Source organism: Nonomuraea sp. IBHARD001, from assembly GCF_056106265.1.
In genome coordinates this window covers 2,963,539-2,985,905 of record NZ_JBWBBW010000002.1, presented here as the reverse complement: position 1 = coordinate 2,985,905, position 22,367 = coordinate 2,963,539, and the positions used below count along the sequence as shown (strand labels likewise).

The window sequence follows — 22,367 nt, the reverse complement described above, 5'->3', positions numbered from 1 at the left end:
GTGACACCGAGGGGTCAGGCGAGCAGATCGAAGGCCCTGGCCAGCTCCCCGGCCCACGGCCGCTCGTGATCACGTTCGAACGCCGCCAGCAGCCGCCCCCGCACCTCCGCCCCGCGCAGCCAGGCCACCACCTCGTCCGGCAGCCGCGCCCCCGCGGCCCAGGCGGCCGTCAGCTCGGCCAGATGCAGGTCCGCCGCCACCTCCCGGCACCCCTCCCACACCACGAGGTACGGCGTCGCCGTGCCGGTGAGTGCGGCCAGGAAGGTCTCGGCGTCGCCGAACGCCCCCGTACGCGCGGGATGTGCGGCCAGCAGCGAGCGCCACACGGCGTCGAGGTAGGCCTCGATCGCCTCGCGTTCGGCGGTGGGCCAGGAGCGCCACTCCTGGCGCTCCAGCAGGGACAGGACCAGGCCGGGATCCAGCTCGCGCCCGGCCGTCAGCCGCTCCAGCAGCAGGGGCGCCAGGCTCTTGACGTCCTCGCGCGTCCCCACGGTGTTGCCCAGGCTGATCGTCAGTGCGAACAGGTCGTGCTCGTCCGCGCGTACCTCGCCCCTGCAGTGCGGGCAGCCTTCGAGCACGGCCCGGCGGGGATAGGGGGCGAAGCTCGCCACGAGCCTGTCCAGCGCCTGCCGCAGTGCAGTGTCCATTCGCCCGAGTGTGCCCCATCCCACGAGCGGCGGGACGGGGCACACGGGCGGCGGTCAGCCGAGCAGGTGGTAGGTGAGCGCGATCCACAGATAGGCGAGGGCGGCCAGCACGACCACCGAGTGGTGGATGCGTCCCGCCCGGCTCCACCAGCCCAGCCGCCAGGCCTGGACGGTGACGACCAGCGAACCCGCGCTCGCCACGGCCACCAGCACCGGCAGGGTGAGGATCACCGAGAACAGCGGCGAGCCGCCGAGGAAGAACGCCGCCTGATTGCCGTCGAAGTCGGCGAACATCGCCACCAGCGACCCCGCCGACGCCGTGACCAGCACGGCGCTCGCCCATCCCGCGAGACCCGCCAGCTTCGGCCCCTTGGCCGCAGCCGCCCGCCTGGCCCGTCGCGAGCGCCTGACGAGCAGGGCGACAGGCCAGGCCACGGCCGAGACCAGCAGCACGACCAGGCTGACGCCGAGCACGATGAGGTGCAGCGTAGGCTGCTCGTACCAGGACAGGCGCACCAGCGGCCCCGTCGGGTTCTCGGTGGCCAGCACGCCGTCGTCGGTGAACTGGATCCTGCGGTAGCCGTTCTTCTCCTGGTAGAGGCCCGGCGAGACCTGCACCCACTGGCGTGACTCGACCGGCCCCAGTGCGACCGAGCCCGTCGTGGTGATGAGGCCGTCCTGGCCCTGCGCCACGGTCACGGTGTTCATGAGCGCGGCGAGCTTGCCGAGGTCGGCGGTGTCGGAGGCCTGGAGCGAGCGGTAGGTGCCCGCCACGTTCTCCGGCTTGCCTGACGCGGTGACCGAGGGCGGCGAGGAGGGGGCGAGCGCGTCGGTGAAGGCGTTGACCAGGTCCCACGCGGAGTCGGCGCCCCCCTTGCCGCTGCCGTTGAAGGAGGCGTAGAGGCCGATGCCCCGCTCGGGGATCAGCGCCATGATGGCGAAGTAGCCCGGGATGTTGCCCCGGTGCACGACCAGCCGCTGACCGTTCCTGGTGTACTCCTGGAAGCCGTAGCCCATGCCAGCCGTGCCCTCGGCGTTGGCGAGTCTGCGGCTCTGCATCAGCTTGACGCTCTCGGGCTTCAGGATCGGGCCGCCGCCGGTCAGCTGGGCCCGCATGAAGGCGGCCATGTCGGTCGCCGTGCTGCGGAAGCCCGCGCCGTGCGGTGGCATGTGGCCGTACATCGTGCCTTCGGCCTTGACCTGACGGCCGCCGACCAGCCGGTAGCCGGGCGCCAGCGCCTTGGCGATCGCCTCGGGCTCGGGCTGGGCCATCGTCGTATGCGTCATGCCGAGCGGCTTGAGGATGTGCTCCTGGACGTACTGGGCGAACGGCTGGCCTGAGCGCAGTTCGACCAGATATCCGGCCAGGCCCATGCCGTAGTTGGAGTACACCACGCGCCGGCCAGGCGGGCGGATCCTGGCCGGCTGGTTGTCGGCCAGGTGCTCGCCCAGCTTGTGCACCTGGTCGGCGCTCGCCGCGCCCGTGCCGTAGTCGCCCGCGGCGAAACCGGCCGAGTGGGTCAGCAGGTGGGCCGGGGTGACGGGCTTGCCGGGATAGGTGTCGTCGATCTTGAAGTCGGTGAGGTAGGTGTTCACGTCGGCGTCGAGGTCGATGCGGCCCTGCTCGACGAGTTGCATGACGGCCGTGGCGGTGAGCAGCTTGGAGACCGAGGCCGGGGCGAACACCGTGTTCTCGGCGTCGACCGGGCTCTGCTCGGCCACGTCTGCCACGCCGTACCCCTTGGCGAAGACCTGGCTGCCGCCCGCGACCACGGAGACCGCGGCGCCGGGGATCTGGTGTCTGGCCAGCTGGGCGGGGATGTAGGCGTCGGCGAACGCGCGGGCCTGCTGTGCCGGGTCGCCCGCCGCCTCGGCGGGGACGGCCGTGGCGAGCCAGGCGGCGGTCATGGCGAGCGATCCGATCAGGGTCCGCCAGCGTGCTGGCTTGCGTGAAAGCAGCATGAGCTGCTCTCCTTTCTCTTGGAACACGTACGCGTCAAAGGCACGCCGTTGCGGCGTGGTCGTGCGATTTCCACTCCGGGGGCGAGTTGCCGCTCGCTCCCGGAGATCGTTTTTTGCCGGTCAGTCGCGACTCAACCGACGCTGCGCATCAGTTGTTCCACGGCCGCGACCTTGCCGGTCAGCTCGGCCACCGCGGCCCTCACCTCGTCCTGGCGCTTGACCGCGAGCTCGACCATCTCCCTGTTCCTGGCCAGCTCGGCGACGAGCAGTTCGGTGCGATGGCGCTCGAACTTGAAGTAGAACGCGATGCTCCCCGTGATCGCCGCCGCGAGGATCAAGATGACCGTGATGGGGATCACGATGGAACCGATGTCGATCACTGCGACGTCTCCTGCACCTGGCTCGGTCCTTCCTGGTCGTCCTCGCGAAGAGCCGCGAGGACGGTGTCGACCGTCAGGGTGAGCTTGAACGGCGACAGCTCGATGTACTTCATGATCTTGCCGTCAGGGGCCGGCTCCTGCCTGCCCGAGATCAGATGCGCCCGCTCAAGCCGCTCCAGATGCATGTAGAGCAGCGGGCGCGAGACCTCGAGCCGGCGTGCGAGCTCACTCACGTGCACACGCCCCCCTGACAGCTCAGCGATGATCCGCAGCCGGAGTGGATGTCCGACGGCGGCGAGCACGTTCAGCAACTCTTCTGTAGTCACATGCCGTCCTCAGCAGGTCACGCTTCCACCTGTTAGCTGAGTCTTACAGGTGGGCGTACAGGAGCGCAACCGGGGACACCCCTGACCCGTCTCAGGGGCGGGTCAGGGGGCGGAGGTGTGATCCAAAAGGGCCAGGCCAGTGCGGGTGGCGTGGTGGAGAACGTTGCTGCGATGCCTGCGGGTGGTGATCAGGCCGTTCTCGCGTAGCACGGCGGTGTGCTGGCTGACCGAGGCCGGGGAGATGCCGAGACGGCCGGCCAGCGAGCCCGTGCTGCTCACTCCGTCGGCCACGGCCGTCAGGATCGCCGCCCGGGTACGGCCGAGCAGCTGGGCCAGCGCACCCGTCGAGCCGCCGCCCGTCCACACGCCCGCCGCCTGCGTGAGCGTCAGCGAGGCCGGATAGACCACCAGGCAGTGCGTCAGGCTGCGCGGATCGAACATGACCACGGGCAGGCGCAGGAAGAACGACGACGCCAACACCAGCCCGCGCCCGTCGAGGAACACCTCGGCCGCGGGCACCGAGCTGCGGACGTGGAGGATCGGCGGCTCCCAGCGGATGTCCGGGTGCAGAGTCGACAGCAGCCCGTCGATGCCGTCGCCGAGCAGCACCGCGCCACGCCCGGCGCGCTCGGCCTCCAGATGGGCCTGGACCCGCCTCCAGTGCGGGGCGATCGCCTCCTCGTGGTAGGCCTCCACCGTGGCCAGCACGTCACGCCTGACCTGGAGGTCGTCGGCGAGCCCGGCGAGCCCGGCGGGCATCCTGGCCTGCAGATCGGCGTAGTAGTCGAGCTCGGCGCGCACCGCCTGCCTGCTCCTGGCCAGGAAGCGCTCAGCGCCTTCGGCGTAGTCGCGGCCGAACCCGGCGAGGTTGGCCAGGTCGAAGCTCGGCGGCCTGGCGGGGACGAGCGCGCCGAGCGTGGCATGCCTGGCGTCTTTGGAACTCAGTCCCGCCCGCACGCGCCGTCGCCAGGCCCCGAACACCGCCTCCTCACCCCGCCCACGCAGTGCGACCAGGCTGAACATGGTCTCGGCCAGCGGCCCGAGCGTCGCGGCGACGCGCACTCTGGCAAGGTCGGCGGTGGTCAGGTGAATCCTGTGCACACACACTCCACGGTGACCCGGCAAGGCGCTGAGCAGCGGTGTTAAGCGTAGCCTTAAAAGGTTCGCGGTGCACGTTTGTTTTTGCGAGAGTGAAGAGGCGAGGGGAATTCAGAAAGAATGCCTCACTATTATCGGCCGATTTCCCGGAGGTTTTCCAGGGCGGCCGTTTGATTTCACTATCCGAGCCGCTGCGGCAGCTCGGCGCAGGGTGTAGGCACAGGAGGGTCGGCATTATGTTTGCGCAGCTCACGAAGGCACCACGGACCATCGGCGGGACCGGCTCGACACCACCCGCATTCAAGCCGCCGAGGGCGGCGACTTTCATGCCGCAGTAACAATCGAGGCGACCGGCCAGGGCCTCGGGTGTCGTGCAATCGAGGCGTCCTGCGAGGGCCTCGGGTGTCGTGCGGATCACGCGATTCACACCTTGACACCGGAGGCCCTTCACATCCCGGCCGCCAAACCGTCAGATGCCGAATGGCGCGGGGTAGGCGATGGTACCGGCGGGCGTCTCGCGGGAGGGGTCGAGCGCCATCGCCATCATCGCCTCGTCCGGCACCTCGAACGGCGCCCGCACCCCGAAACGGGAAGCCCGGGCGAACCCGAACCGCGGGTAGTAGTCGGCATGGCCCAGCACCAGGACGAGGTTCTCCCCTCGTTCCCTCGCCGCCTCCAACCCTGCCCGGATGGCGGCCGATCCCGCGCCCGTACGCTGGAACGCCGGAAGCACCGCACACGGGGCCAGCGCGAGCGCCGGTTCGCCGTCGACATGGCACCGGGTCAGCAGGGCGTGCCCGGCCACGGTGCCGTCGGGGGCCACCGCGACCATGGACAGCCCGTCGATCCACGCCTCGGGATCGGCTCGCAGGGCTTCGACGAGATCGGCCTCCGCCGGGGTGGGGAAGGCGGCGACATTGACGGCCCGGATGGCGGCGACGTCGTCGGCGGTCTCGGGCCTGGTGCTCCAGTGCGTCATGGGTTCCGTTCCGTGGTGGGTGGTGGTGGGTGTGGTCGGGGCGCGGGGGTGTGCGGGCTGCGTTTCCCCCGGCGGAGCGTGCGTCGTCAGGCACGCTAGCGCACGTCGTCGCAGGTCCAGGGCATGGTCGTCGTCGTGGCGCGGGGGCGTGTGGGCTGCGCTCGCTCCGGCGGGCATGCGTCGTCAGGCGCGTTGGCGCACGTCGTCCCAGGTCCACGGCGGCGTCGGCTCGCGGCCGTATCTGAAGTGTCCGCGCCCCGTGGTGATCAGGGCGAACAGACCCGCGTCGGGGAGGCGTCGTGCCAGGAGTGTGCAGGCTTGTTCGTACTGGCCGGTGGAGCGTAGCCAGGTCAGGACCCGCTCGACCGCCCGAGGGTCGTGCAGCGGCATCGTGCCCGCCGCCCGCACCGCCAGCCTCGCCAGTGGCTCGTACGCGCCCACGTCGTCCAACGCGACCAGCAGCACGCCGAGCGCGCGCACATCGTCCACCGGGATTCCGCCGGCCACCCGATCGGCCAGGACACCGCACGCCTCGAACGCACCTGCCGAGACCGTCCCCCTCAACACCTCCGCCACCGCCCCCGCCTCCCGCAACGGCATCTCGCCCGCGATGCGATCGGCCAGGGTCGTCATCGCCTCGTACGCCTGTACGGCATGCAGTACGGCCAGCAGGGCGGCTGCGGCGCGGGCATCGTCGAGGGGGGCTTCGGCTGCGGCCCGGCCGGCCAGCGTGTTCACGGCGTCCTTACCGGCGAGCCGCCACAGGCGGGGCAGCAGTGCGCTCACCGCGCCGATGTCCGTCGCCGGGGCCTCGTTCGCGGCGCGTATCGCCAAGTCTTCGCGCGGTAGGGCGTTCAGGAAGCGGATGGCCGCGCGAGGGGCGTCGCTTGGGGGTGCGGCGGCGAGGGAGCTCGCGGGCGGGGAGGGCGCTTGGGCGGGGTGGTCGACCTTGTTCGGGGCCTCGCGCTGACGGAGGAGGTCGATCGGGGCGCGTGTCGACGGTGTGTCGGTGGCGGCGGCGCGTACGGCCTGAGCGGGGCGGCCGACCTCGTCCAGGACGGCGAGCAAACGGACGACGCCGACCGGATCGCCCTTCGGCGGCGCGCTCGCGGCAATGCGTACGGCCAGGGTGTGTGCGTGTGCGGAGTGGCCGACCTCGTCCACGGCGTCGAGCAAGCGGACGATGCCTACCGGATCGCTCGTCGACAGCGTGTCGGCGGCGGCGGCTCGTGCGGCCAGGGTCGCGGTGTGTGTGGCTGTGCCGGATCGGTGCAGTTGGGCGAGGAGTTCGGCGAGCGTGCCTGGATCCTCGATCCTGGCCTCGGTCGCGGCGCGCGCCGCGAGGCGGTGTCGTTGTCGCTCGCCGACGAGGGCGCAGGTACGGGCGAGCAGGTCGGCGGTGGCACGCGGGTCGGCCAGTACGGCTGTGTCGATCACGCGTTCCACGAACGTCCAGGCCTGCCGGTAGGCCTGGATGTCGTGCAGGCGCTCCAGGAGCCAGGCCGTGTCGCGCAGGTCGTTCGCCGGGGTGTGGGCGGCGGCCCGGCCGGCCAGGGCGTGGGCCTGCTCATGGGCGCCGGCCTCGTACAGGCTGACCAGCAGCCATCCGGCGCCGCCGGGGTCGCGCACGGGGACCTCGGCCGCCGCCAGGCGTTCGGCCAGGGCCCGCGCCTGGTCGTGCGTCGCCGGTTGCCGCCGCAGGCAGTCGAGGAGGCGCGCCACACCCCGCAGATCGCCGAGCGGCACACCCGCGACCGCCCTTGCGGCCAGCGTCGACACGTGCCGCGCCTCCTCCATACGCTCCAGAGGGCACTCCGGACTCCCCGGATCGCACTCCGGCGAGCTCTGCGGAAAGCGCTCCGGCAGGTTGTCCAGCAGGCTCTCCAGCAGTACGACGACTCCCGACACGTCGTCCAGGGCAGCCCTGCGAGCGGCCCTCGCGGCCAGCCCGGGGACAGGCCGCCAGCCTGCTTCCCCTCGGCTCGACACCAGCCGGGCGACGGTATGAAGATCGTCCAGCGGCACCTCCTCGCCCACCCTCGCGGCGAACACCCCCAGAGCCTCCCGCGCGCCGATCGCCTCCAGACTCTCCAGCAAGGCCGGGGCCGCGTCCGGGTCGTCGAAGCTCGCACACCCCGTCGCCGCTCTCATGGCGAGCTGCCGCTGTGCGTCTCGCCACTCGCCCATGGTGTTCAGCAGAACGGCCGCGGCCCGGGGATCGCCGATCGGCATGTGGGTGGCGATACGGCCCGCCAGAGCCTGCCCGTGGTGCGTGCCGATCCTCGTCAGGATGTCCAGGATGTCCAGCAGGTCTGGCAGCACGGCCGGGTCGTCGAGGGAGATGCGCGCCGCCACCTGCCCTGCCAGCAGGTCGAGGTAGTCGTGCGACCGAGTCGCCCGCACCACCTCAAGCAGGCCGAACGCCCCGGCCGCGTCGCCCGTGTCCATGTGCTCGACCGCCCACCGAACCGGACGTACGTCCTGCGGCTGCACCAAGCCCATGATCCGCACGACGCCGACGACGGCCGCCGTGTCCCCACGCCCGGCGGCGGCCTTCACATACAGCCGCACAGCCTGACGCAACAGCCCGTACCCGTACGCGGCATCGCCCAGCGCCGTCAGGTCACCCGGATGGCCGTGCTCGGCGGCGGCCTCCCAGAACTCATCGGGCGGTACGCACTCGGCCCTCCGCCTCTGCCCGTACTGGCGCAGGTAGTCGGCGAGCCGGTAGGCCACAGGCGGGACGACCGGCGCGTACCGGGGCTCGATCCTGGTCAGCGGCGCGCTGGCCCCACGGCAGGCCCTCGGGTCGCCCGCGTAGGCGAAGGCCTGCTCCAGCCAGTCCGGCGTACGCAACCGCCATTGCCGATCGGTCATGTACCCGGCCGCAGCCCGCCCCAGGAACGCGTACGGCAGCGCCTCCCGGTGTCCCAGGCGCAGTGCGTCCACCGCGGCGTCGAGAAGGGCGCGGGCGGCGAACGGGGCATGGTCGTACCGTTCGCCCAAGGCCGGACCTCCGGCCAGATACTGGGCGATCTCCCCCTCCTCCGCCCACCGCACCGCCTCCGCGAGCCGCCGATCCCGCCCCGCCTGCCGAAGGTCGACCTCCTCGAACCGGCCCGGGACGCCGATAGTCGCATTCTTGAGCAACTCCCGCGCCTGGACATGCGGGTCGTCGCCGCCGGGTGCGGGCATGGCGGTGAGCACGTTCCAGTGCGCGGGCCACAACGTCCCCAGCACCAGCACCGGCCCGCGGTCCGCCCCCGCTCCCATGGCCAGCGCACGCAACGCACCCGCCGCCTGCTCCCCCAGCGCGCCGACCGGCGTACGGAAGTAGTGCTGGCTCTCGTCCAGCCACACCACCGTGTACGGGCGCACGTGTTCGACGCCGTCCAGCAGGGCCTGCGCATGACTCGGGTACAGCGGCTGCCACACCCGCCACGGCTCCGGCAGCCCACGCACCGCCTCCCACAACGCCCGCGTCTTACCCGTCGACGCCTCCCCCACCAGCACCGCCACCCCCACCCCGCCCCGCCGCACCACGTCGTCCAACACCCTGTCGTGCGCCCTCGGCACGTAGGCCGGTAGGTCGGGTTCCTCCGCTTCACACCCTTCCGGCAGGGCGATGGCCGGGTGGACGCCGAGCGCCAAGGGGCTTGTGTGTCGTATCGGCACTCCGATGCCGCGTTGGGGCGTTGCGGGTTGGTCCGGATGGGCTTGCCGCATGTTGATGGTGACGTAGGCCCCCGGCCCCGCGGTGATCACCGGCGCATGACTGTCGCCACCGATGCCGACCGCCCCCTTGCCTGCGGCAGCAACCCCACCTGACGCTTCGGCAGTACGCATACGACCGTCGCCCTGTCCACGAGCCACCCTCATGCGCCCACTGTGCCGCCAATGGGGTGGCAGCACTCGACATTCCCGGCATATCAGTACGAGCGGCGTTGTTGGGGGCGCGAAGGCGGCGGGCGCGGCATGGCGAAGCGCGAGCAGGCGAGGCGGGGCAACCGCCTGGAACGGCCGAAGCAGAGGCAGGTCACGGCGAGGCGGAGACAGCGATAGAGAGGACGGAGACAGAGCCAGGGAGGGCCGCAGAGCCAGAGCCAGAGCCAGAGCAGAGGCGAGGCGAGCGTTGGAGCGGGCGGAGGCGAAGGCACGCGCGAAGCCGAGGCCCTGCGCAGGAGCGGAGGCGACGTCGGGGGCGGCGTGCCCGGCGGATGACCGGTTGCCGCCCCAGGACTGGTACCGATGAGCGGACGCCGCCCCAGGACCAGCACGGACGACCGAACGCCGCCCCCGAACCGGCATAGACGGCCGGACGCCGCCAGTCCCGACACAGACGACCGGACGCCGCCCCAGGCCCGCCACGAACGACCGGACGCCGCCCCGGCCCAACTATGCCTTGGCTGCCTTCATCAGCGTTACCAAGCTGGAGAAGCTGTCCTGCGCATGCCCGGCCTCCATCCCCCGCCTGAACAGGGCGACCACCGCAGCGGGCAGCGCCGTGTCCACCCCGGCGTCGGCATTGGTGTGCAGGACGTGTTCGACACTGGCCATCCCCATGGCGAGCCGGTCCACATCACCGCCGTGCTCCCCCGCGTCGATGCGCTCGGCATAGAAGGCCAGGAAGTCCGACATGCCGGTCATCGTCTCGGTCGCATGCGGGACGACGTCCGCCGCCGCGAGTCCGTACGCGTCGGCGAGCGCCACCGCCTGCCAGTAGCCGAGCATGGACGTCCAGAACATCCCCACGCCGATCTGGTAGAGCAACGCGGCCAACCCCGGGTCCTCACCCCGATAATCCGTACCGGTCAGCACCTCCAGCGTGTCCCGATGCGTCTCGAACACCTCACGAGGCCCGCTGTAGAACGTGGATGAACCAGGCTGCCCGATCCCGGACGGCGGAACATTGACACCCCCGGTGAGATGAACGGCCCCACGCTCGGCCACCCACCGCGCCCCCGCACGCGTCTTGTCGGGCGTGTCCGAACTCAAGTTGACGACCACCCGCCCCGCCAGCACGTCCGACGCCGGCTCCAGCACGCCGTACATCGCGTCATAGTCGGTCAGGCTCAACACCACCAGCTCATTGGCCGCCACAGCCTCCCCCACCTCCTTCGCCAGTACGGCGCCGCGCGCGACGAGGGCATCGGCGCGGGACGCGGTCCGGTTCCAGACGGTGACCGGGTGGCCCTGGTCGAGCAGGGCATGGACCATCGCCTGCCCCATCGGGCCGAGTCCGATGACCGTCACAGGCTGCTTGCTGTTCAAGAGAAATCCTCCACCACACTCGGGACTAGAACGAACGCTCTATCTAGAGCGCTGGCAGCAACATAGCACGTATCTAAAACGAACGTTCTATCCAGTAGGCTGTACGCATGGGACAGGCCACCACCCGAGACCGCATCGTCGTCGCCGCAGCACGCCTCCTGCAGCGCCACGGCTATGTCGGCGCCGGCATCAAGCAGATCGCCAAGGAGGCGGAGGCCACCCTGGGCTCCGTGTACCACTTCTTCCCGGGCGGCAAGGAGGCCGTGGCGGTCGCCGCCATCGCCTACAGCGGCGAGGAGTTCGCCGCCCTCCTGCGCCAGGCGCTGGACACCGACGACGACCCCGCCACAGCCGTACAGGCCTGCGCCCACCAACTGGCCGAAGGCCTGCGCGAGTCGGACTGGATCGACGGCTGCCCCGTCACCGCCGCGGCGCTCGAAACCCTGGGAACCGACTCCGAAATCCAGCAGGCCTGCGCCAACGCCTTCCGCAGCTGGGAACACATCGTCGCCGACAAGCTCCTACGCTCCGGCTTCCCACCTCAAGACGCCCAGGACCTGGCCACCACCATCATCAGCGCTCTGGAAGGCGCCGAAGTTACCGCCCAGGTCAACCGCACAGAAGCCCCCCTACACGCCACCGCCCGCCAACTCGCCCGCCTCATCAACTCCTACCGCGTCCCCCACCCCTGACCCCCGCCGAACCAGAGCAAAAGCCAGCGACAGGCCCAACGTCGGGCAGCCGAACAAGCAAGACGAAACCAGCCCCAGCCCAGCCACAGAACCCGACCCAAAAGGGACAGCGCCTGTGGGGAAGCCTCAGCCTCCCCACAGCCCAGCACCCCTCAAAGCCGCGGCCCCCGAAGCCCACGCCTCCAGAGCCCACGCCTCCGGAGCTCACCGCCCCAAAGGGCAGCCCGGTACGCCCAGCCCAGGCCAGCCCCCAGGACAACCCGCCTACTTCACCCCCGCCTCCCGCATATCCCGCAGCTCCCTCTTCAGCTCCTTGACCTCGTCCCGCAACCTCGCCGCCACCTCGAACTGCAGATCCGCCGCAGCCTGATGCATCTGCTCGGTGAGCGACTCCACCAGCGACTCCATCTGCGCCCGAGGCATCTCCCCGGCAATCGCCTTGGCATGCTGCCCTGCGGCCTTCGCCGCGAAGCCGGGAACGGGCGCCTTGCCGCGGGACTGCTGGCGGCCGCTGCCCATGAGTTGTTCGGTGTCGGCGTCCTCGCGCTGCAGGGAGTCGAGGATGTCGGCGATCTTCTTGCGCAGGGGCTGGGGGTCGATGCCGTTGGCCTGGTTGTAGGCGACCTGCTTGGCGCGGCGTCTGGACGTCTCGTCGATCGCGCGCTCCATCGACGGGGTGATCTTGTCGGCATACATGTGCACCTGGCCCGAGACGTTACGGGCGGCGCGGCCGATGGTCTGGATGAGGGAGGTCTCCGAGCGCAGGAAGCCCTCCTTATCGGCGTCGAGGATGGCCACCAGCGACACCTCGGGCAGGTCGAGGCCCTCCCTGAGCAGGTTGATGCCGACCAGCACGTCGAACTCGCCCAGGCGCAGCTCGCGCAGCAGCTCGATGCGGCGCAGCGTGTCGACCTCGCTGTGCAGATAGCGCACCCGGATGCCGAGCTCCAGCAGGTAGTCGGTCAGGTCCTCCGACATCTTCTTGGTCAGGGTGGTGACCAGGACGCGCTCGTCCTTCTCCACCCGCACCCTGATCTCGTGGACCAGGTCGTCGATCTGCCCCTTGGTCGGCTTGACGACGATCTCGGGGTCGACCAGACCGGTCGGCCTGATCACCTGCTCGACGACCTCGCCCTTGACCCGGCCGAGCTCGTAGGCCCCGGGTGTGGCCGACAGGTAGACGGTCTGGCCGATGCGCTCCAGGAACTCCTCCCACTTCAGCGGGCGGTTGTCCATCGCCGAAGGCAGCCGGAAGCCGTGCTCGACGAGGGTGCGCTTGCGGGAGGCGTCGCCTTCGTACATCGCGCCGATCTGCGGGACGGTCTGGTGCGACTCGTCCAGGACCAGCAGGAAGTCCTCGGGGAAGTAGTCGAGCAGCGTGTTGGGCGCCGAGCCCGCCGCGCGGCCGTCCATGTGGCGCGAGTAGTTCTCGATGCCGGAGCAGGTGCCGATCTGGCGCATCATCTCCAGGTCGTAGGTGGTGCGCATGCGCAGGCGCTGGGCCTCAAGGAGCTTGCCCTGGCGCTCCATCGTCTCCAGCGACTCGGCGAGCTCGGCCTCGATGCTGCGGACCGCGGCCGACATGCGCTCCTCACCGGCGACGTAGTGCGAGGCGGGGAAGATGTAGAGCTCCTCGTCCTCGGTGATGACCTCGCCGGTCAGCGGGTGCATGGTCGAGAGCTTCTCGATCTCGTCGCCGAACATCTCGATGCGGACGGCGAGCTCTTCGTACTTGGGGATGATCTCGATGGTGTCGCCGCGCACCCGGAACGTGCCCCGGGTGAAGGCCAGGTCGTTGCGGGTGTACTGCATGTCGACGAGGCGGCGCAGCAGCTGGTCGCGGTCGACCTCCATGCCGACGCGCAGACGTGCCATGCGGTCGACGTACTCCTGCGGGGTGCCCAGGCCGTAGATGCACGAGACGGAGGCGACCACGATGGTGTCGCGCCTGGTCAGCAACGAGTTGGTGGCCGAGTGGCGCAGCCGCTCGACCTCGTCGTTGATCGAGGAGTCCTTCTCGATGTAGGTGTCGCTCTGCGGCACGTAAGCTTCGGGCTGGTAGTAGTCGTAATAGGAGACGAAGTATTCGACCGCGTTGTTGGGCAGCATCTCCCTCAGCTCGTTGGCGAACTGGGCCGCCAGCGTCTTGTTGGGCTGCATCACCAGGGCCGGTCGCTGCAGGCGCTCGATCAGCCAGGCCACGGTCGCCGTCTTGCCGGTGCCGGTGGCGCCGAGCAGGACGCTGTCCTTCTCCCCCGCCGCGACCCTCGCCTCGAGCTCGGCGATGGCGGTGGGCTGGTCGCCCGAAGGGGTCATCTCGGTGACCACCTCGAAGGGCGCCACTCTCCGCTGCAAGTCTGTCACCGGTCTCATAGAGGCAACTGTAGGCGTCGCCACCGACAGAATCCGCACCAAGTCCACTCAGCGAGGCCCCCCGGGCCACCGCAATCAGCCGTCAAGCGCTTCGCAAGCGCCCCCGGCTTCACTTAGGGCCCGCCATAAAGCTGGAAAGCGTGATATATCGGGCTACCAGACTTCTACCGCTACTGGACCGCAACAGAGTGTGAGGTGTGATGTCCCGACCAAGAGAGGCCATGATCCAGGCCGGACAAGGGATCGCCCAGGCCGTCGCCCAAGGAGGCAACGTCAGGGACGCGGTCGGTCAGGCCATAGGTCAGGTGGGCCAGCTGGCCGGGCAGGCGTCGGCCGAACGCGGTTTCCAGCTCAATCCCGGCGACTTCATGGCCGCGCGCGACGGAGGCGTCTCGGTCGGCACGATCATCGAGGCCAGGTCCGCCAGCCTGAACGAGGCCGGCGAGATCGTCAACCGCAGCTTCACCGAGCGCGGCAGCGGCGGCGAGCCCCTGCACGTGATCTCGCCCGTCGTGATCCCCAAGGGCACGACGGCCAAGGTCCTCATCCCGCTCGTCGTCCTCGTGGTGCTCGGCGTGATCGGACTGCTGATCAACGGCCTGGTCGAGGTGCAGGCGGTGTTCGGGCCGCACTACTGGGCCGTGCTGGTGCTCGCGGCGGTGTTCCTGTGGTGGCGGCGCAGTGTGGTCATGGTGCCCGAGGGCTGCAAGGCGCTGATCACGAAGTTCGGCAAGCTGGTGCAGATCGCCGACCCCGGCAGGGTGACGCTGCTCAACCCGTGGAAGCGCGTCAGCTACATCGTCAACACCACACGCGAGTACCCCTTCAACGCCCCCATCCGCGAGGCTCCGACCCAGCAGGGCGTCAAGGCGAGCGTCGATCTGTTCCTGCAGTTCAGGATCGAGAACCCGGCCGAGTTCATCTTCGTGCTCGGCTCGGTCAACGGCTTCCAGTCCAAGCTGCAGAACGCCATCAGCGAGGTCACCAGGTCCCTCATCTACGCCCAGCGCGCCGAGGACATCTACGACCTGGTCGGCGAGAGCACCCACGGCATGCTGGAGAGCCTGAACCAGCAGTTCCTGCCCGCCGTACGGCTGACCGACGTCAACATCACGCACGCCGAGCCCTCCAGCCAGGAGTACCGGATGGACCTGGCCGCACCCGAGATGGTCAGGGTGGCCAAGGAGGCCTACACCTACGAGTACGAGCTGCAGCTGCGCAAGGAGCAGAACGAGGGCGACCTGGTCAAGGAGCTCGCGGGGCTGCAGGAGACGCTGAGCGCCATCCAGGCCGAGATCGCCGGGCACCAGGCCAGGATGGACACCGCGCTGGAGCGGGCCAGCCACCAGGCCAAGGCGCAGGCCCGCCAGCGCCTGGTCGAGGCCGAGTCGACGGCCAACGCCAACGCGGCGCTGCTGGAGGCCCAGGCGCTCGACATCAGGGCGCTGAGCGCGGCCGAGGCGCCCGAGATCCTCGACTACCGCTTCCAGCAGGACCTGCTGGACAAGCTCGAGTCGGTCTCCTCCAGCCTGCCCCAGCTGGTGCAGGTCGGCGAGAACACCGACATCGACTTCCTCGCCCTGGCCCAGCAGCTGGTCGGCGGCAAGGGCGCGGCGCTGTTCGACGCCGACGACATGGCCGCCATCCGGGCCAGGCTGCACGAGATCGCCAGGCGTGTGGAGGGCAGGGAGAACGAGATCGACCTCCTGCTCAAGCGCAACGACGCCGAGATCCAGGTACCCGAGATCACCGAAGGCGAGGCCGAGACCCGATGAGCCGCGAGTTCTCCAAGATCAAGGAATCGCTGGCCGCCTGGTCCGACATCCGCCAGCTGCTGCGCGGCGGCGAGCAGGGCCAGCTCGTGCCGGTCGTCATCCCGAAGGACAGGCGCGGTTTCGCGTGGATGACGCTGCTGTTCCTGTCGCTGTACCTGGCGGGCGTGGCGGTCTTCACCGGCAACGCGTTCCTGACCACGCTGGCCGCGCTCGGCGCGGTGTTCTTCCTGTTCGTCGCGCTGGTGTGGATGTGGCGCCGGGCGATCATCGAGATCGAGCAGGGCACGACGGGCGTCCGCAGCCGCTGGGGCGCCATCACCGGCGTGCTGGAGCCAGGCAGGCACTACCTGTGGCTGCCCTGGGACCGGGTGGACGCGGTGGTCGACACCTCGACCGAGATCCCGTACTCCGCGCCGATCGTGGCCTGCCCCACGGCCGAGAACGTGCCGCTGAAGTCGATCGAGTTCTTCCTGAAGTTCCGCATCGAGGACCCGATCGCCTTCGTCAGGACGATCGGCGCCGGCAACTTCGACCTGGTGCTGAGCTCGGCCGTACAGGACGCGATCAGGCAGCGCAGCCGTCACGTCAACACCGAGCGCGCCTACGACCTGCGCGGCTCCGACGTCGGCGACATGCAGGAGGCGCTCAACCGCCAGCTCGGCAGGTACGGCGTGCGGATCACCGGCGCCAACATCCCCGAGGTCCAGCTGCCCGACCAGTACCAGCAGCACCTGGCGACCAGGGAGAAGGTGGCCAAGGAGCTGTCGGCGTACGAGCGCGAGTGGGAGCTGACCCGCAAGCGCCGCATCGACACGCTGCTGATGGAGATCGAACGCTCCAAGAAGATGCGTGACGCGCGCATCGTCGAGGTCAAGGCGGCGCACAACACCGCACGCAAGGACGTCGCACGCATGCTCGAGGAGCACGAGACCGAGGCCCAGCGGGTGCGCTGGGAGATCGAGGCGCGCGGCCGCGCCGAGCTCACCTCCGCGGAGAACGAGGCCAAGGCCCTGCGCAGGCTGGCCGACTCCTACCGCGACAACCGTGCCGTGCTGCAGTACGAGCTGGCCCGCAGGCGTCTCGACGTCGGCGCCAAGCTCGCGGAGAGCGCGCCCCAGGCCCTGGTCGTACGGACCCAGAACGGTTCGGGCGACTCGGCGCTGTCCACCCTGCTGCTGGCCCAGCTCCTGCCCCGCGTCATGGGGAACGAGCAGGTCAAGCCGCCCGTTAAGTAGTTCAACCCATCTTTCGAGGAGAGACCCCCGATGGTTTTCCGTAAGCTGATGGCCGCGTTCGGCGCGGGCGTCGAGGTCGACACCGTCCTGCACAACTCCAACGTACGGCCGGGCGAGCTGCTGCGCGGCGTGGTCAACTTCAAGGGCGGCGGCTCCGACTACAAGGTCGAGGGCATCTTCGTCGACCTGACCGCGGTGGTCGAGGTGGAGAGCGGCGACAACGAGTACAAGACGACCTACAGCTTCCTGCGTCAGCAGGTCGCCGGGCCGTTCCAGCTCGCCTCCGGCGCCCAGCACGGCCAGCCGTTCGAGATCCCGGTGCCGTGGGAGACGCCGATCAGCGCGATCGGCGGCCACCCGCTGCACGGGATGAAGCTCGGCGTGGCGACGGAGCTCGCCCTTGCGGGCGCGCTGGACAAGGGCGACCTCGACCCGCTGTTCGTCAACCCGCTGCCCGCCCAGGAGCACGTCATCGGCGCGCTCGACTCCCTCGGCTTCCGCTTCAAGAAGGCCGACCTGGAGCGAGGCACCCTGTACGGCTCCAGCATGCCGTTCTTCCAGGAGATCGAGTACTACGCGGGCGGCCAGTGGGGCCGCTACTTCAACGAGCTCGAGCTGACCTTCATCGCGGGCCCCTCGCAGATGGACGTCATCCTGGAGGCGGACAAGCGCGGCGGCTTCGTCACCTCCAGCCAGGACACCTACAACCGCTTCACCGTCCGCTACGGCGACCACCCGGGCGCGGCCGAGCAGGCGCTGCAGAGCGGCCTGCAGTCGATGGCCAAGCGCCGCGGCTGGTTCTAGACGATCGAAGCGCGGCGAAGGGCACGGCGTTCGCGTCGTGCCCCTCGCCGTCATCGGCTGCGGTACATGCGTTCGGTCCAGGCGTCGTAGCGGTGGCCGCCGCCGACCCGGTAGTCGTGACGGCTGTAGAGGCCGAACACCTGGCGCTTGATCCGGCGCAGGGGTCCGGCGAGGTTGGCCGGGAGCGGGGTGACGGTGTAGCCGCGGTAGGAGGCGGTCGTCAGGCGCAGGCCGTGCGCGGCGGCCAGGGCGAACCTGGCCGAGGCCACGTGGTCGGGATGGTCGTGCGGACGGCCGAGCGGCTCGGGGTCGAGCACCCGCAGCACGCTGGGCCGCAGCCGCAGGTAGAGGGCGTTCAGCGCGTCCAGCACGTCCTGCCTGCCCAGGCACTCCCCCTCGCCCCTGAACGGCCGCACGCACCCGGCTCCGGCCCACAGCCTGCTCAGCGCGTCGCGCCCGCCATCGGCACGGGGGTCGCCGCCGTCGGGCAGTCCGGCGAAGACCAGCCGTACCCGGGGCCGCTCCAGCAGCGAGTCGACGCGCACGCGGAGTTTTCCGGCGAGGACCACCTTGGTGCGCCAGGCGTTCCTGACCCCGGCCAGGAAGGCGTATGCGGCCCTGACGCCCGCCTCCCTGTCGCGGGCGTAGACGTGCGGGTCGCGGTCGTCGGCCAGGCCGGCGACGGACTCGCCCGCGGTGAGGTACACGGTGGTGGTGGAACGTCCGGCCGAGATCGGCCCGAACAGGTCGGGGCTCATGAACAGCAGGTCGTCGTCGGGGTGGGCGACCACCTGGACGAAACGCTCGCCGAGCGGCACGCCGCCCAGCAGCAGCCTGGCCGACATCGCCGGTATGGGCAGCACGGTGAGCACCACCAGGCACAGGGCGAGGACGACGGTCCCCGCCTTTCTGACCTTCCCCATGCCGAAACAGCGCATGCCGACCCGTACACCCCCCGCAGGCGTAGGGCCCCCCGACGCCAGATTTGTCTAGGTTAGGGCTGAGAGTCGGGTGTGAATATCGGCCTATAGGTTGATTTGACGATCATCCTCAGGTACGGGGAAGTGCCCAAACACACGCTGGCAGTCGCATGACCCGCTCGTTACGATGGGGTGATCGTCAAACGGGCGGGGCGGGTTCATGAGGCGATTCTTCGACGTGGTCAAGACCGTCATGCCGAAGTTGATCAGCAATGCCGACGGCGCCATCGCGCTGATCCTCTCGGCGGGGCTCGGCTTCCTCGGCCTGTGGCCGGGCAGCTTCGCCGGTGAGGACGAGCTGATCTCGGCCGCCACCCTGCTCATCCTCGCGCTCGTCGCCACCGCGCTGCTGCGCGACCGCCAGCGCCAGGCGCCCGTCGAGGAGGCCATCACCACCGGCACGCTGGCCGAGCTGCCCGAGCGGCTGCGCAGGCTCGACCACCTGGAGGCGGTCGTCACCGGCACCCGCAGGGCGCTGGACGACATGTCGCTCGTGCGTGTGCTCGGCAGCAGCCAGGAGATCGGCGAGGCGCTGGCCCGTTCGCGCAGGAGCGCCACCCGCTGGAGCTTCAAGGGCGGCACCGGCACCTACATCAGGGCGGTGACGCTGCCCGAGTGCGTGGCGTCGGCCAGGCGCGACAAACGCCACCTCACGGTCAGGATCGAGATCATCGACCCGACCGACGAAGGCGTGTGCGACGCCTACGCCCACTACCGGCGCTCGCTGTCGGACCAGCCGGACGGCACCGGCGAGCGCTGGAGCACCGACCGGGCGCGCAAGGAGTCCTACGCCACCGTGCTGGCCGCCTTCTGGCACCGCCAGCGCTACGGCCTGCTCGACATCGGCGTCGGCCTGTCGGCCACCATGACGACCTTCCGCTGGGACCTGTCGGCGGTGAGCCTGGTGATGACCGTCGAGGACCCCAACAGGGCGATGACCGCACTGGCGGGCACGTTCTTCTACGAGAGCTGCGACGCCGAGCTGCGGCTGAGCCTGGAGCAGGCCAGGCGGGTGCCTCTTGAGCTCTACAAGGCGGTCCCGCTGAGCGACGAGCCCACCGTCGAGGAGGTGCGCGAGCTGTTCCAGCACATCGACGTGCCGCTGCCCCGCTCCTACACCGACCACGACGTGGTCGACGTGACCCGCAAGGCGCTGCAGGCGAAGGACCCCTACTCCTGATGAGCTACACGGGCGTGCTGCGCGCGGTGGCCGAGGGCGGCGCCCTGGCCTGGGCGCTCGGCGTGCTCGGCGAGATCACCGGCGGGCACTCGCCCGTCGCGGGCGTGCGCCACCCGCTGGGCTTCCTGTGCCTGCCGGTCGAGCGCGACGGCGGCGAGGGCGTGTGCCTGCACCTGTGGTCGGACGAGCTGCCCCAGGCCGAGTCCACCACCTCGCAGATCCACTGCCACAGCTGGGACCTCGTCAGCCACGTCCTGCACGGCCAGGTACGCAATGTGCACGCCGAGGTCGCCGACGCCGTGAGCGAGGCCACCCATCGCGTGTTCGAGGTGCTCAGCGGCCCCGAGGGCGACACGATCGAGCCGACCGCCCGCACCGTGCGCCACGACACCGGCCTGATCGAGGTGTTCGGCGCGGGCGAGACCTACACGCTTCCGGCCGGGCGCTTCCACAGCAGCGTCATCACCGACGGCGGCGCCGCCGTGACGATCGCACTCGGCAGGGGCAGCCCGGGCAGCGTCGACCTGTCGCTCGGCCCGCTCACCACGGGCCGCCACCACGTGCCGCGCCGCCGTCTCGACGCCGCCGAGACCGTCCGGGCGGCCCGTCTGCTCGCCGGGCACCTGACCCGTCCGCCGCAAGCGTGAGCCAGGAGGAGCCGTGGATCTCGAGCACGCCAGGCGGGTGGCAGCCGCCGCCGCCGAGGACGCGGGCAAGGTCCTGCTCGCGGGTACCCGTGATCAGGTCGACGTACGCGCCAAGGGCGCCGAGGGCGACGTCGTCACCGACCTCGACCTGGCCTCGGAGAAGCTGCTCGTCGAGCGCATCGTCGGCGCCTTCCCCTCGCACGCCGTGATCGCCGAGGAGTCCGGCCTGCTGGGCTCGGCGGGCGCGGAGTGGACCTGGCTCGTCGATCCGCTCGACGGCACCAACAATGTGGCCATCGGCCTGCCGGTGTACGTGGTGGGCGTGGCGCTGTGCCGGGCCGGTCTGCCCGTCGTCGGCGTCGTGCACGACCCGGTCACCGGGCGCACGTGGTCGGCGATCGGCGGGGCCGGGGCGTGGGGGCCGGGCGGCGCCCGCCTGACCTCGCGGGCACGTGCCTGGTCGGCGCGCGGGCCGGTGCTGGCCTGGACGCAGGGCTACGGCGTGGCCAGGACCGATCCGAGGGCCAACGCGCTGAAGTCGGCGCTCGACCTGCGCTCGCGGCGTGTGCTGCGGCTGTGGGCGCCGCTGCTGTCGTGGGCGATGCTGGCCAGGGGCGACCTCGACGGCGTGGTGGGCTACCGCGCCGAGTCCGTCGACCTGCCCGCCGGAGCGCTCATCGCCCAGGAGGCGGGCGTCCGCATCGTCGGGCTGGACGGCGGCCCCTTCGAACCCCGCATCGAAGGCACGGCCGACGACCGCAGCTTCGTGGCGGGCCCGCCCGAGTCGATCGAGGCGCTGCTGCGGCTGATCGGCCCGTGAGCAGCACGCTCAGCCGGTGACGACCAGCGCCCAGACCGTGGCGGGCACGCCCACCAGCGCCAGCCCGGCGCCCGTGAGCAGGAAGCGGCGCATCGGCACCTTGACGTCGTGCCTGCGACACGACTCGAACCACAGCAGCGTCGCCAGCGAGGCCCACGGCGTGATCACCGTGCCGACGTTCGTACCGACCAGCAGCGCCAGCAGCTGCTCCCGCTCGGCGACCGGGATCACCCCCTCGACCGCCTTGTACGCGGGGAGGTTGTTGATCGCGTTGGACAGCCCCGAGCCCACGAACGCCGTGCGGTAGAAGTGCTCGCCCTCGCCGATCATCCAGCGCATCAGATCGCCGAGCCCCAGCCTGCTCAGCGCGGGCACGACCAGGAACAACGCCACCACGAACACCACGAGCTGCCACGGCAGCAGCCGCCAGGTCAGCTTGGCCCGATCCCTGAACGCGAACACCGCGACCACGATCACCGCCGCGACCGGCGCGGCCACCCCGACCTCGACCTCGGCCAGCAGCGCCACGATGAACAGCAGGCAGGCGCCTGCCGCCACCGAGGTCAGCACCCGGTCGGCGACGGGCTCGGGCGCGGGCGGATGGTAACGCGCCTCGCCGCGTGCCTTCAGCCGCCAGAAGAACACCCACAGGAACACCATCGTCACGCCGATCGCCATCAGCTGCGGCGCCCACATCCGGCTCGCGAACTCCTGGGTGCTCAGTCCGAGCTGCCCCATGGCCAGCAGGTTCGTCAGGTTCGACACCGGCAGCAGCAGGCTGGCGGTGTTGGCCAGCCAGATGGTGGTCATCGCCAGCGGCAGGGCCGCGATCCTGGCCTTCGGCGCGAGGGCCAGCATGACGGGCGTCAGCAGGACCGCGGTCGTGTCCAGATTGAGGAAGATCGTCACCAGCGAGGCGAACGCCGTGCACAGCAGGAACAGCGCCACGTAGTCGCCCCTGCCGATCACCGCGAGCCTGGCCGCGATGAGGTCGAAGACCTGAGCCTCCTTGGTCAGCTCGGCCAGCACGATCACACCGACGAGAAAGGCGAGCAGCGGAGCGACGTCCCGCACACTTTCGACGGCCTCGTCGACCGGCAGTAGCCCCGTGGCGACGAAGAGCAACCCCAGTGCGAGCAGGCCCAGCCGGATCCAGTCCAGCGCTCCCAACCGCTTCAGCACGTGCACATGATCGCAC

Annotated in this window: 18 protein-coding genes; 7 read left to right on the top strand and 11 right to left on the bottom strand. The window is 70.3% G+C overall.

Annotated features, from left to right (window positions below):
* Positions 1 to 14: 14 nt before the first annotated feature.
* The 8 genes from ACTWNK_RS15750 to ACTWNK_RS15715 form a co-directional block, all read right to left on the bottom strand.
* Entirely contained in the window at positions 15 to 647 is a 633-nt protein-coding gene (locus ACTWNK_RS15750) for a hypothetical protein (RefSeq protein ID WP_474304706.1), read from the bottom strand.
* Between the two features lie 54 nt (positions 648 to 701).
* Entirely contained in the window at positions 702 to 2,609 is a 1,908-nt protein-coding gene (locus ACTWNK_RS15745; RefSeq protein WP_474304705.1) for a serine hydrolase domain-containing protein, read from the bottom strand.
* Positions 2,610 to 2,740: 131 nt separating this feature from the next.
* Positions 2,741 to 2,989, bottom strand: coding sequence for a hypothetical protein (locus ACTWNK_RS15740; RefSeq protein ID WP_474304704.1), 249 nt, complete (start codon positions 2,987 to 2,989; stop codon positions 2,741 to 2,743).
* Positions 2,986 to 3,315 (bottom strand): ArsR/SmtB family transcription factor, encoded by a 330-nt coding sequence (locus tag ACTWNK_RS15735; RefSeq protein WP_474304703.1) that lies wholly within the window; start codon positions 3,313 to 3,315, stop codon positions 2,986 to 2,988. Before ACTWNK_RS15735 ends, ACTWNK_RS15740 begins: the two co-directional genes overlap by 4 nt.
* A 102-nt stretch (positions 3,316 to 3,417) precedes the next feature.
* Entirely contained in the window at positions 3,418 to 4,416 is a 999-nt protein-coding gene (locus ACTWNK_RS15730) for an ArsR/SmtB family transcription factor (protein ID WP_474304702.1), read from the bottom strand.
* A gap of 466 nt (positions 4,417 to 4,882) precedes the next feature.
* On the bottom strand, positions 4,883 to 5,392 hold the full coding sequence (locus tag ACTWNK_RS15725) for a GNAT family N-acetyltransferase (RefSeq protein WP_474304701.1): 510 nt from the start codon (positions 5,390 to 5,392) through the stop codon (positions 4,883 to 4,885).
* Positions 5,393 to 5,575: 183 nt separating this feature from the next.
* On the bottom strand, positions 5,576 to 9,043 hold the full coding sequence (locus ACTWNK_RS15720; RefSeq protein WP_474304700.1) for a hypothetical protein: 3,468 nt from the start codon (positions 9,041 to 9,043) through the stop codon (positions 5,576 to 5,578).
* Between the two features lie 744 nt (positions 9,044 to 9,787).
* A complete protein-coding gene (locus ACTWNK_RS15715; RefSeq protein ID WP_474304699.1) occupies positions 9,788 to 10,663 on the bottom strand; it encodes an NAD(P)-dependent oxidoreductase in 876 nt (291 codons plus the stop codon).
* Positions 10,664 to 10,770: 107 nt separating this feature from the next.
* On the opposite strand from ACTWNK_RS15715, the gene ACTWNK_RS15710 reads away from it, so the two are divergent.
* The gene (locus tag ACTWNK_RS15710; RefSeq protein ID WP_474304698.1) at positions 10,771 to 11,355 is read left to right on the top strand and encodes a TetR/AcrR family transcriptional regulator; all 585 of its coding nucleotides are present in this window, start codon (positions 10,771 to 10,773) and stop codon (positions 11,353 to 11,355) included.
* Positions 11,356 to 11,619: 264 nt separating this feature from the next.
* Here ACTWNK_RS15710 and uvrB read toward each other — a convergent pair whose 3' ends face one another.
* Positions 11,620 to 13,728 carry an excinuclease ABC subunit UvrB gene (gene uvrB / locus ACTWNK_RS15705; protein WP_474304697.1) on the bottom strand — a complete coding sequence of 703 codons (2,109 nt, stop codon included), beginning with the start codon at positions 13,726 to 13,728 and terminating at the stop codon, positions 11,620 to 11,622.
* A gap of 200 nt (positions 13,729 to 13,928) precedes the next feature.
* Here uvrB and ACTWNK_RS15700 point away from each other — a divergent pair, with 200 nt between their 5' ends.
* The 3 genes from ACTWNK_RS15700 to ACTWNK_RS15690 are packed head-to-tail and all read left to right on the top strand — an operon-like array spanning position 13,929 to position 17,542.
* Positions 13,929 to 15,503: an SPFH domain-containing protein gene (locus tag ACTWNK_RS15700; RefSeq protein WP_474304696.1), complete on the top strand. Its 1,575-nt coding sequence runs from the start codon at positions 13,929 to 13,931 to the stop codon at positions 15,501 to 15,503.
* The gene (locus ACTWNK_RS15695; protein ID WP_474304695.1) at positions 15,500 to 16,738 is read left to right on the top strand and encodes an SPFH domain-containing protein; all 1,239 of its coding nucleotides are present in this window, start codon (positions 15,500 to 15,502) and stop codon (positions 16,736 to 16,738) included. The genes ACTWNK_RS15700 and ACTWNK_RS15695 overlap by 4 nt, the downstream gene beginning before the upstream one ends.
* Positions 16,739 to 16,768: 30 nt before the next feature.
* Positions 16,769 to 17,542 (top strand): sporulation protein, encoded by a 774-nt coding sequence (locus ACTWNK_RS15690; RefSeq protein WP_474304694.1) that lies wholly within the window; start codon positions 16,769 to 16,771, stop codon positions 17,540 to 17,542.
* Positions 17,543 to 17,592: 50 nt separating this feature from the next.
* Here the strand turns inward: ACTWNK_RS15690 and ACTWNK_RS15685 are convergent, their stop codons facing one another.
* Positions 17,593 to 18,465 (bottom strand): PIG-L family deacetylase, encoded by an 873-nt coding sequence (locus tag ACTWNK_RS15685; protein ID WP_474304693.1) that lies wholly within the window; start codon positions 18,463 to 18,465, stop codon positions 17,593 to 17,595.
* Between the two features lie 217 nt (positions 18,466 to 18,682).
* Here ACTWNK_RS15685 and ACTWNK_RS15680 point away from each other — a divergent pair, with 217 nt between their 5' ends.
* From ACTWNK_RS15680 to ACTWNK_RS15670, 3 genes are read left to right on the top strand one after another with little or no spacing between them, the layout of a single operon-like run.
* Entirely contained in the window at positions 18,683 to 19,702 is a 1,020-nt protein-coding gene (locus tag ACTWNK_RS15680; RefSeq protein ID WP_474304692.1) for a hypothetical protein, read from the top strand.
* Positions 19,702 to 20,349 (top strand): hypothetical protein, encoded by a 648-nt coding sequence (locus ACTWNK_RS15675; protein ID WP_474304691.1) that lies wholly within the window; start codon positions 19,702 to 19,704, stop codon positions 20,347 to 20,349. Before ACTWNK_RS15680 ends, ACTWNK_RS15675 begins: the two co-directional genes overlap by 1 nt.
* Positions 20,350 to 20,362: 13 nt before the next feature.
* On the top strand, positions 20,363 to 21,169 hold the full coding sequence (locus ACTWNK_RS15670) for an inositol monophosphatase family protein (protein ID WP_474304690.1): 807 nt from the start codon (positions 20,363 to 20,365) through the stop codon (positions 21,167 to 21,169).
* Between the two features lie 9 nt (positions 21,170 to 21,178).
* On the opposite strand, the gene ACTWNK_RS15665 is transcribed toward ACTWNK_RS15670, so the two are convergent.
* Positions 21,179 to 22,351, bottom strand: coding sequence for an ArsB/NhaD family transporter (locus ACTWNK_RS15665; protein ID WP_474304689.1), 1,173 nt, complete (start codon positions 22,349 to 22,351; stop codon positions 21,179 to 21,181).
* Between the last annotated feature and the right edge of the window lie 16 nt (positions 22,352 to 22,367).

Coding starts and splice junctions, on each gene's coding strand:
- ACTWNK_RS15675 (WP_474304691.1), top strand. CDS start 19,702: ATGAGCTACACGGGCGTGCTGCGCGCGGTGGCCGAGGGCGGCGCCCTG.
- ACTWNK_RS15725 (WP_474304701.1), bottom strand. CDS start 5,392: ATGACGCACTGGAGCACCAGGCCCGAGACCGCCGACGACGTCGCCGCC.
- ACTWNK_RS15710 (WP_474304698.1), top strand. CDS start 10,771: ATGGGACAGGCCACCACCCGAGACCGCATCGTCGTCGCCGCAGCACGC.
- ACTWNK_RS15685 (WP_474304693.1), bottom strand. CDS start 18,465: ATGGGGAAGGTCAGAAAGGCGGGGACCGTCGTCCTCGCCCTGTGCCTG.
- ACTWNK_RS15690 (WP_474304694.1), top strand. CDS start 16,769: ATGGTTTTCCGTAAGCTGATGGCCGCGTTCGGCGCGGGCGTCGAGGTC.
- ACTWNK_RS15750 (WP_474304706.1), bottom strand. CDS start 647: ATGGACACTGCACTGCGGCAGGCGCTGGACAGGCTCGTGGCGAGCTTC.
- ACTWNK_RS15680 (WP_474304692.1), top strand. CDS start 18,683: ATGAGGCGATTCTTCGACGTGGTCAAGACCGTCATGCCGAAGTTGATC.
- ACTWNK_RS15695 (WP_474304695.1), top strand. CDS start 15,500: ATGAGCCGCGAGTTCTCCAAGATCAAGGAATCGCTGGCCGCCTGGTCC.
- ACTWNK_RS15700 (WP_474304696.1), top strand. CDS start 13,929: ATGTCCCGACCAAGAGAGGCCATGATCCAGGCCGGACAAGGGATCGCC.
- ACTWNK_RS15745 (WP_474304705.1), bottom strand. CDS start 2,609: ATGCTGCTTTCACGCAAGCCAGCACGCTGGCGGACCCTGATCGGATCG.
- uvrB (WP_474304697.1), bottom strand. CDS start 13,728: ATGAGACCGGTGACAGACTTGCAGCGGAGAGTGGCGCCCTTCGAGGTG.